The sequence below is a fragment of the Streptococcus salivarius genome (assembly GCF_000785515.1).
GTDB lineage: Bacteria > Bacillota > Bacilli > Lactobacillales > Streptococcaceae > Streptococcus > Streptococcus salivarius.
Map to the genome: position 1 here is coordinate 56,256 of NZ_CP009913.1, position 8,745 is coordinate 65,000.

Sequence of the window (8,745 nt, forward strand, 5' to 3'; positions counted from 1 at the left end):
ATAATTATGCCAAAAATCATCGAATTACCTGAGGTGTTAGCCAACCAGATTGCTGCTGGTGAGGTCGTAGAGCGCCCAGCCAGTGTTGTCAAAGAGTTGGTGGAAAATGCTATTGATGCAGGCAGCACCCAGATTACCATTGAAGTTGAAGAATCAGGCCTCTCAAAAATTCAAATCACAGACAATGGTGAAGGAATGGCTCAAGCTGATGTGGCCATGAGTTTGCGCCGTCATGCAACGAGTAAAATCAAAAATCAAGGAGATCTCTTTCGTATTCGAACCCTTGGTTTTCGAGGTGAGGCCCTACCATCAATAGCTTCTATCAGCCACCTAACTATTGTGACAGCAGCGGATGGAGAAGCCTATGGGACTAAACTGGTTGCTAAAGGTGGAGAAATTGAGAGTCAGGATCCTATTTCAACACCGGTTGGAACAAAGATTACCGTTGAAAATCTGTTTTATAACACCCCAGCTCGTCTCAAGTATATGAAGAGTTTACAGGCTGAGTTGGCTCATATTGTCGATGTTGTCAATCGTCTGAGTCTAGCTCATCCCGAGGTTGCCTTTACCTTGCTTAATGATGGTCGTCAGTTGACACAGACATCAGGTACTGGAGACCTCCGTCAAGCTATTGCTGGTATTTATGGTTTGACAACGGCTAAAAAAATGGTGGAGATTTCAAATTCTGACCTTGATTTTGAAGTTTCTGGATATGTTAGTCTCCCTGAGTTGACCCGTGCAAATCGTAACTACATCACGATTCTCATTAACGGACGTTATATTAAAAACTTCCTGCTTAACCGTGCTATTTTTGATGGTTATGGTTCTAAACTCATGGTAGGACGCTTCCCTATTGCAGTTATTGATATTCAGATTGATCCCTACTTGGCCGATGTCAATGTTCACCCAACCAAGCAGGAAGTACGTATTTCTAAAGAAAAAGAGCTCATGGCCCTTATCAGCTCTGCCATTGCTCAAAGCCTTAGAGAGCAGGATTTGATTCCTGATGCCCTTGAAAATCTAGCCAAGTCTAGTACCAGAGGTGCAGCTAAGCCAGTTCAAACCAGTCTTCCACTCAAACAAACCAATCTTTACTATGATAGCAGTCGTAATGATTTCTTTGTCAAACCAGAGACAGTCCAAGAAGATATCAAACCTCTTGTATCAGAGTCAGAGTCTCCAGTTTCATCGGTAGAAAATAAACCGCAACCTTCTGTTAAACAGGCACAACGTTCAGTAGATGAAGGTGATAGCGAACACGAAAAACTTGATTATAAAAACAAGTCGAAAATGAAGCGCATGCTTGAAAATCTGGATAATGAGGAAACATCAACCTTCCCTGAATTAGAGTTTTTTGGTCAAATGCATGGAACCTATCTCTTTGCGCAAGGACAAGGCGGACTTTACATCATTGACCAGCATGCTGCTCAAGAACGTGTCAAGTATGAGTACTATCGTGAAAAGATTGGTGAGGTTGACAGCAGTTTACAACAGCTTTTGGTTCCTTATCTCTTTGAATTTTCAGGTTCAGATTACATTAGTTTACAAGAAAAAATGTCCCTTCTTAACCAGGTTGGTATCTATTTAGAACCTTATGGGAACAACACTTTCATTCTTCGTGAACATCCTATCTGGATGAAGGAAGAAGAGATTGAATCAGCGGTCTATGAAATGTGTGACATGCTTCTTTTGACGAATGAAGTGTCTGTTAAGACCTACCGTGCTGAGTTGGCCATCATGATGAGTTGTAAACGTTCAATCAAGGCCAATCATGCTCTTGATGATTACTCTGCGCGTGACCTCCTAGTACAGCTTGCACAGTGTAAAAATCCCTACAATTGCCCTCACGGACGTCCAGTACTTGTCAACTTTACCAAGTCTGATATGGAAAAAATGTTCCGTCGTATCCAAGAAAATCATACAAGCCTACGTGACCTAGGAAAGTATTAAAATTTTTTTTGGTCTTGCTTTACGAATAGGAATGTTAGATTTATAATAGTGGTGAAGAAAAGGAATCTTCTAATGTTTTAGCGGATCATTGTAGGATGATTGCCTGATTTTTAAGTTAGGAGGTAGAGTGATGAGACACTTAACAAAAACTAATAAACACTTTTTACTTGTTGGCTTAACATTTTTAGCGACTAGCTTGATTTTCTATATTTTGGCCTGGTTAGGTCAACCAAGTTTGGAGAATACTCTAGTAAATGTTTCTAGCATTGCCTTTACTTTAGGTCTTGTAACATATATTCTATTAGGTCTAAAGATGATTACAGATACTTTAAAGACGAGTAGTCATCCTTAAAATAGAGCAAACAGAATCCACTTTCGAGTGGATTTTTTGTTACAATAGTACAGCAGTGCTTGAGATGACAAATAAACATTCAAGACAATTATCTTACGAGTATAAAATGATAAAGCAAACCATTGAAGAAACGAACGAGAAAGGAAATCACACGCTATGTATGATTATATCAAGGGAACTCTAGTGAAAATTACCGCCAAGTATATTGTTATAGAAGCAAACGGCTTAGGTTATATTGTCACTGTGGCGAATCCATATAGTTTTTCTGACCAAATGAATCAGACTATCCAAGTCTATCTTCATCAAGTTATTAGAGATGATGCCCACCTTCTTTTTGGTTTCCATACTGAAGATGAAAAAGAGGTCTTCCTTAAGCTTATTTCAGTTTCTGGAATAGGTCCGACGACTGCCCTAGCCATTGTTGCTGTAGATGATAATCAAGGCTTGGTTGCTGCTGTTGATAATAGTGACATCAAGTACTTGATGAAGTTTCCAAAGATTGGTAAAAAGACAGCTCAGCAAATGGTTTTGGACTTGGCAGGGAAATTTGCAGAGTTACCAACAGAAACGACCAAGACGACACCAAGTCAACCTGAAGGGAATCATCAATTGGATGAGGCTATGGAAGCCTTGATTGCTCTTGGTTATAAAGCCACAGAACTTAAGAAAATCAAGGCCTTCTTCGAAGGAACTAATGAAACGGCAGAGCAATACATTAAATCGGCTCTTAAAATGTTGATGAAATGAGGTAAGCAATGGTCAATCGTTGTCGTTGGGTTCCAACAAACAATAAATTATATTGTGATTATCATGACAAGGAGTGGGGAAAGCCTATTGGTGACGACCAAAAACTTTTTGAGCTGCTTTGCTTAGAAAGTTATCAGTCAGGGCTTTCTTGGTTAACCGTTTTAAATAAAAGACAGGCCTTTAATCGTGTTTTTCATGACTATAATATTGAGCGTGTTGCCCAGTTTAGCCTAAGTGAACTTGAAGATGCGCTTCAAAATCCAGACATCATTAGGCACAAACTTAAGCTAGAAGCAACCGTAAATAATGCCAAACAAGTACTAAAAATCCAAGATGAATTTGGCTCCCTGTCCCATTATTTTTGGCATTTCTTTGACGGAAAGCCCTTGATAAATAATGTACCCACATATAAGGACGTCCCATCATCAACTGCTTTATCCCAACAGATTGCCAACAATCTAAAAAAGAGAGGGTTCAAATTTTTAGGACCGACAACTATATATTCATTTTTACAAGCCGCAGGATTTGTGAATGATCATGAAAATAACTGTGACTTCAAATAAATGAGTGGATTTGATTGACAAGACGAGCAAAACATGTTAGTTTATAAACGAACATGTTTTTGAGATTATTTTACGAATAGTAATATAGGTGAACCAATGAAAGCTGAATTGATTGCAGTAGGAACTGAAATCCTAACCGGGCAGATCACCAATACCAATGCCCAATTTTTATCTGAGAAACTAGCTGAACTAGGAATTGACGTGTATTTTCACACAGCAGTAGGAGACAATGAAAGCCGCCTACTTTCAGTTCTTGATCAAGCCAGTCAGCGTAGTGATTTAGTCATACTTTGTGGTGGACTTGGCCCTACTGAGGACGACCTAACCAAGCAAACCCTGGCTAAATTTTTAGGAAAAGAACTCGTTTTTGATGAGGAGGCTAGTAAAAAACTGGATAGTTTCTTTGCTACTCGTCCTAAACACACACGAACGCCTAATAATGAACGTCAAGCACAAATTGTTGAGGGGGCTATTCCCTTGCAAAACCCGACAGGTCTTGCAGTTGGAGGGATTATTACTGCTCAAGGGGTGACCTATGTAGTCTTACCTGGTCCACCAAGTGAACTCAAACCTATGGTGAATCAAGAACTTATTCCAGCTCTTACTGAGAATCACTCAAGTCTTTATTCGAGAGTCCTAAGATTCTTTGGCGTTGGAGAAAGTCAATTAGTGACTATTCTGAAAGAGTTTATTGTTAACCAAACAGATCCAACCATAGCTCCATACGCTAAAGTGGGGGAAGTAACACTTCGCTTGTCAACGAAGGCTTCTTCGCAAGAAGAAGCAGATCAAAAACTAGATGTTTTAGAAAAACAAATTCGTTCGACTAAAACTCTAGATGGCAAATCCTTATCTGATTTCATTTATGGATATGGAGAGTCTAATAGTTTAGCCTTTGAAGCTTTTCGTTTGCTTAAGCACCATGGCAAGACCATCACTGCAGCTGAAAGCCTAACAGCAGGTTTATTTCAGGCTACTATTGCTGATTTTTCAGGAGCCTCACAAGTATTTAAAGGTGGCTTTGTTACTTACAGCATTGAAGAAAAAGCTAAAATGTTGGGTATTCCTTTGTCGCAACTAGAAGAACATGGTGTTGTCAGTCATTTTACTGCAGAAAAAATGGCTGAAGGTGCTCGAGCTAAAACAGATAGCGATTATGGAATTGCACTTACCGGTGTAGCTGGACCAGATTCCTTAGAAGGACACCCAGCAGGTACGGTATTTATTGGTATTGCTGATAGGAATCAAGTAAGGTCAATCAAGGTTGTTATAGGTGGAAGAAGTCGTTCTGATGTTAGATATATTAGTACCCTCTATGCCTTTAACCTAGTTCGCCAAGCTTTATTACAAGAAGACATAATTTAAGTTTGTCTTTAACGATAGAAAGAAGAGGAAAATAAGTGGCTAAGAAAACAAAGAAAACAGAAGAAATTACAAAGAAATTTGGAGATGAGCGTCGTAAAGCACTTGACGATGCTTTGAAGAATATTGAAAAAGATTTTGGTAAGGGTGCGGTTATGCGTCTTGGTGAGCGTGCAGAGCAGAAAGTTCAAGTTATGAGCTCAGGCTCGCTAGCTTTGGATATTGCTCTTGGTGCAGGTGGTTATCCTAAAGGTCGTATTATCGAAATTTACGGACCAGAATCATCAGGTAAAACAACTGTAGCCCTCCATGCTGTTGCTCAGACACAAAAAGAAGGCGGAATTGCTGCCTTTATCGATGCAGAGCATGCCCTTGACCCTGCTTATGCGGCAGCCCTAGGTGTTAATATTGATGAGCTTCTTTTGTCACAACCTGATTCAGGTGAACAAGGTCTCGAAATTGCTGGTAAGCTGATTGACTCTGGTGCAGTTGATTTGGTTGTTGTTGACTCAGTTGCAGCCTTGGTACCTCGAGCAGAAATTGATGGAGATATTGGTGACAGCCATGTCGGACTTCAAGCGCGTATGATGAGTCAAGCCATGCGTAAGCTTTCTGCTTCTATCAATAAAACAAAAACAATTGCTATCTTCATTAACCAATTGCGTGAAAAAGTTGGCATTATGTTTGGTAATCCAGAAACAACCCCTGGTGGACGTGCTCTAAAATTCTATGCATCAGTACGTCTTGATGTACGTGGAAATACGCAAATCAAAGGGACTGGTGATAAAAAAGACCAAAATGTTGGTAAGGAAACTAAAATTAAGGTTGTCAAAAACAAGGTTGCTCCACCATTTAAAGAAGCCTTTGTTGAAATTATGTATGGTGAAGGGATTTCCCAAACAGGTGAGCTTGTAAAAATCGCTAGTGACTTAGGCATTATTCAAAAAGCTGGAGCATGGTTCTCATATAATGGTGAGAAGATTGGTCAAGGGTCTGAAAATGCTAAAAAATATTTGGCAGATCATCCAGATATTTTTGAAGAAATTGATCATAAAGTACGTGTACACTATGGTTTAATTGAACCAGATGAAGAGGATATTGTTGAAGAAGCACAAGTTGAAGAAACATCTGATGAACTTGTTTTAGACCTCGATTCAACCATTGAAATTGAGGAATAAGTGTAAAAGAGCCGACGAGCTCTTTTTTCTTTGTTTTAATTCTAAATAAAAAAGGTCTATGATAATTGAAAAAGTCCCAAAGATTCAAAATAGGTCGCTAGACCGATTTCTTAAATCAAGGACAGTGATAAGATAATAGTATCATGTGACAGAAAGAGAGAATTAACATGATTAAGATTTATACAATCTCAAGTTGTACAAGTTGTAAAAAAGCAAAGACATGGTTGAACAACCATCAACTTCCTTATAAAGAACAAAACCTTGGTAAAGAACCACTTACAAAAGAAGAAATCTTAAACATCCTATCAAAAACAGAGAATGGTGTTGAAAGTATTGTTTCATCAAAAAATCGCTATGCTAAAGCTCTAAATTGTGATATCGACGAGCTCAGTGTCAGTGAGGTGATTGATTTGATTCAAGAAAACCCAAGAATCTTGAAGAGCCCAATCTTAATTGATGATAAGAGATTGCAAGTGGGTTATAAAGAAGATGATATCCGTGCTTTCTTACCACGTTCAATACGAAATGTCGAAAACTCACAAGCACGCATGCGCGCAGCTCTATAAAAAGTAAAAAAGGAGATTCTTGCGATCTTCTTTTTACGTTTACTCTGGCATAGAAAATAAGTATTGACATTAGTTCACAAACTTGATAGACTAATAAAGTCTTAAGGAATTTCTCCAGTAACAAAAAGTTTGAAAAAAACTTTAAAAAAGTTATTGACAAGACAGGTCAGAGATGATATTATAAATAAGCTGTTTCGGGAGAGACAGCGGACACGAGAAGTAAAAAAAACTTCAAAAAAGTGTTGACAAGGTGTTCTAGATTTGCTAGAATATAGAAGTTGTCTTAAGAGAGACAAAGACCTTTGAGAACTGAATAAGAAACCAAGTGCAGGGTTATGATAGAAGAATTATAACCTGTCAATTTACAAGAATAAATCGTCAGACGACGGTAATGAGTTAACGCTCGAACAATTATTAAAGTTTTTAATGAGAGTTTGATCCTGGCTCAGGACGAACGCTGGCGGCGTGCCTAATACATGCAAGTAGAACGCTGAAGAGAGGAGCTTGCTCTTCTTGGATGAGTTGCGAACGGGTGAGTAACGCGTAGGTAACCTGCCTTGTAGCGGGGGATAACTATTGGAAACGATAGCTAATACCGCATAACAATGGATGACACATGTCATTTATTTGAAAGGGGCAATTGCTCCACTACAAGATGGACCTGCGTTGTATTAGCTAGTAGGTGAGGTAACGGCTCACCTAGGCGACGATACATAGCCGACCTGAGAGGGTGATCGGCCACACTGGGACTGAGACACGGCCCAGACTCCTACGGGAGGCAGCAGTAGGGAATCTTCGGCAATGGGGGCAACCCTGACCGAGCAACGCCGCGTGAGTGAAGAAGGTTTTCGGATCGTAAAGCTCTGTTGTAAGTCAAGAACGAGTGTGAGAGTGGAAAGTTCACACTGTGACGGTAGCTTACCAGAAAGGGACGGCTAACTACGTGCCAGCAGCCGCGGTAATACGTAGGTCCCGAGCGTTGTCCGGATTTATTGGGCGTAAAGCGAGCGCAGGCGGTTTGATAAGTCTGAAGTTAAAGGCTGTGGCTCAACCATAGTTCGCTTTGGAAACTGTCAAACTTGAGTGCAGAAGGGGAGAGTGGAATTCCATGTGTAGCGGTGAAATGCGTAGATATATGGAGGAACACCGGTGGCGAAAGCGGCTCTCTGGTCTGTAACTGACGCTGAGGCTCGAAAGCGTGGGGAGCGAACAGGATTAGATACCCTGGTAGTCCACGCCGTAAACGATGAGTGCTAGGTGTTGGATCCTTTCCGGGATTCAGTGCCGCAGCTAACGCATTAAGCACTCCGCCTGGGGAGTACGACCGCAAGGTTGAAACTCAAAGGAATTGACGGGGGCCCGCACAAGCGGTGGAGCATGTGGTTTAATTCGAAGCAACGCGAAGAACCTTACCAGGTCTTGACATCCCGATGCTATTTCTAGAGATAGAAAGTTACTTCGGTACATCGGTGACAGGTGGTGCATGGTTGTCGTCAGCTCGTGTCGTGAGATGTTGGGTTAAGTCCCGCAACGAGCGCAACCCCTATTGTTAGTTGCCATCATTCAGTTGGGCACTCTAGCGAGACTGCCGGTAATAAACCGGAGGAAGGTGGGGATGACGTCAAATCATCATGCCCCTTATGACCTGGGCTACACACGTGCTACAATGGTTGGTACAACGAGTTGCGAGTCGGTGACGGCAAGCTAATCTCTTAAAGCCAATCTCAGTTCGGATTGTAGGCTGCAACTCGCCTACATGAAGTCGGAATCGCTAGTAATCGCGGATCAGCACGCCGCGGTGAATACGTTCCCGGGCCTTGTACACACCGCCCGTCACACCACGAGAGTTTGTAACACCCGAAGTCGGTGAGGTAACCTTTTGGAGCCAGCCGCCTAAGGTGGGATAGATGATTGGGGTGAAGTCGTAACAAGGTAGCCGTATCGGAAGGTGCGGCTGGATCACCTCCTTTCTAAGGAAAAACGGAATGTACTTGAGTTTCTTATTTAGTTTTGAGAGGTCTTGTGGG

General features: G+C 41.1%; 7 protein-coding genes, 1 tRNA gene and 1 rRNA gene (1 of these 9 cut by a window edge). All 9 read left to right on the forward strand.

The genetic code is table 11. The features are described from left to right. Positions 1-6: 6 nt before the first annotated feature. On the forward strand, positions 7-1,950 hold the full coding sequence (gene mutL / locus SSAL8618_RS00330; RefSeq protein WP_038675019.1) for a DNA mismatch repair endonuclease MutL: 1,944 nt from the start codon (positions 7-9) through the stop codon (positions 1,948-1,950). A 130-nt stretch (positions 1,951-2,080) separates the two neighbouring features. Next, positions 2,081-2,302 carry a hypothetical protein gene (locus SSAL8618_RS00335; RefSeq protein ID WP_038675022.1) on the forward strand — a complete coding sequence of 74 codons (222 nt, stop codon included), beginning with the start codon at positions 2,081-2,083 and terminating at the stop codon, positions 2,300-2,302. A gap of 156 nt (positions 2,303-2,458) precedes the next feature. After that, positions 2,459-3,049 carry a Holliday junction branch migration protein RuvA gene (gene ruvA / locus SSAL8618_RS00340; protein ID WP_002886323.1) on the forward strand — a complete coding sequence of 197 codons (591 nt, stop codon included), beginning with the start codon at positions 2,459-2,461 and terminating at the stop codon, positions 3,047-3,049. Between the two features lie 8 nt (positions 3,050-3,057). Then, positions 3,058-3,612, forward strand: coding sequence for a DNA-3-methyladenine glycosylase I (locus SSAL8618_RS00345; RefSeq protein WP_002886325.1), 555 nt, complete (start codon positions 3,058-3,060; stop codon positions 3,610-3,612). Positions 3,613-3,708: 96 nt separating this feature from the next. Next, positions 3,709-4,977: a competence/damage-inducible protein A gene (locus SSAL8618_RS00350; protein WP_014633777.1), complete on the forward strand. Its 1,269-nt coding sequence runs from the start codon at positions 3,709-3,711 to the stop codon at positions 4,975-4,977. A 35-nt stretch (positions 4,978-5,012) separates the two neighbouring features. Beyond that, entirely contained in the window at positions 5,013-6,152 is a 1,140-nt protein-coding gene (recA, locus tag SSAL8618_RS00355; RefSeq protein WP_002886327.1) for a recombinase RecA, read from the forward strand. A 167-nt stretch (positions 6,153-6,319) separates the two neighbouring features. After that, positions 6,320-6,718 carry a transcriptional regulator Spx gene (gene spx, locus SSAL8618_RS00360; protein WP_002886328.1) on the forward strand — a complete coding sequence of 133 codons (399 nt, stop codon included), beginning with the start codon at positions 6,320-6,322 and terminating at the stop codon, positions 6,716-6,718. Positions 6,719-7,140: 422 nt separating this feature from the next. Then, positions 7,141-8,688, forward strand: a 16S ribosomal RNA gene (locus SSAL8618_RS00365). A gap of 54 nt (positions 8,689-8,742) precedes the next feature. Next, a tRNA-Ala gene (locus SSAL8618_RS00370) sits at positions 8,743-8,745 on the forward strand; it runs 70 nt beyond the window's last position.

Excerpts from the sequence above, each read along its gene's own strand:
- mutL (WP_038675019.1), top strand. The coding sequence starts at position 7 with ATGCCAAAAATCATCGAATTACCTGAGGTGTTAGCCAACCAGATTGCT.
- spx (WP_002886328.1), top strand. The coding sequence starts at position 6,320 with ATGATTAAGATTTATACAATCTCAAGTTGTACAAGTTGTAAAAAAGCA.
- SSAL8618_RS00345 (WP_002886325.1), top strand. The coding sequence starts at position 3,058 with ATGGTCAATCGTTGTCGTTGGGTTCCAACAAACAATAAATTATATTGT.
- ruvA (WP_002886323.1), top strand. The coding sequence starts at position 2,459 with ATGTATGATTATATCAAGGGAACTCTAGTGAAAATTACCGCCAAGTAT.
- SSAL8618_RS00335 (WP_038675022.1), top strand. The coding sequence starts at position 2,081 with ATGAGACACTTAACAAAAACTAATAAACACTTTTTACTTGTTGGCTTA.
- SSAL8618_RS00350 (WP_014633777.1), top strand. The coding sequence starts at position 3,709 with ATGAAAGCTGAATTGATTGCAGTAGGAACTGAAATCCTAACCGGGCAG.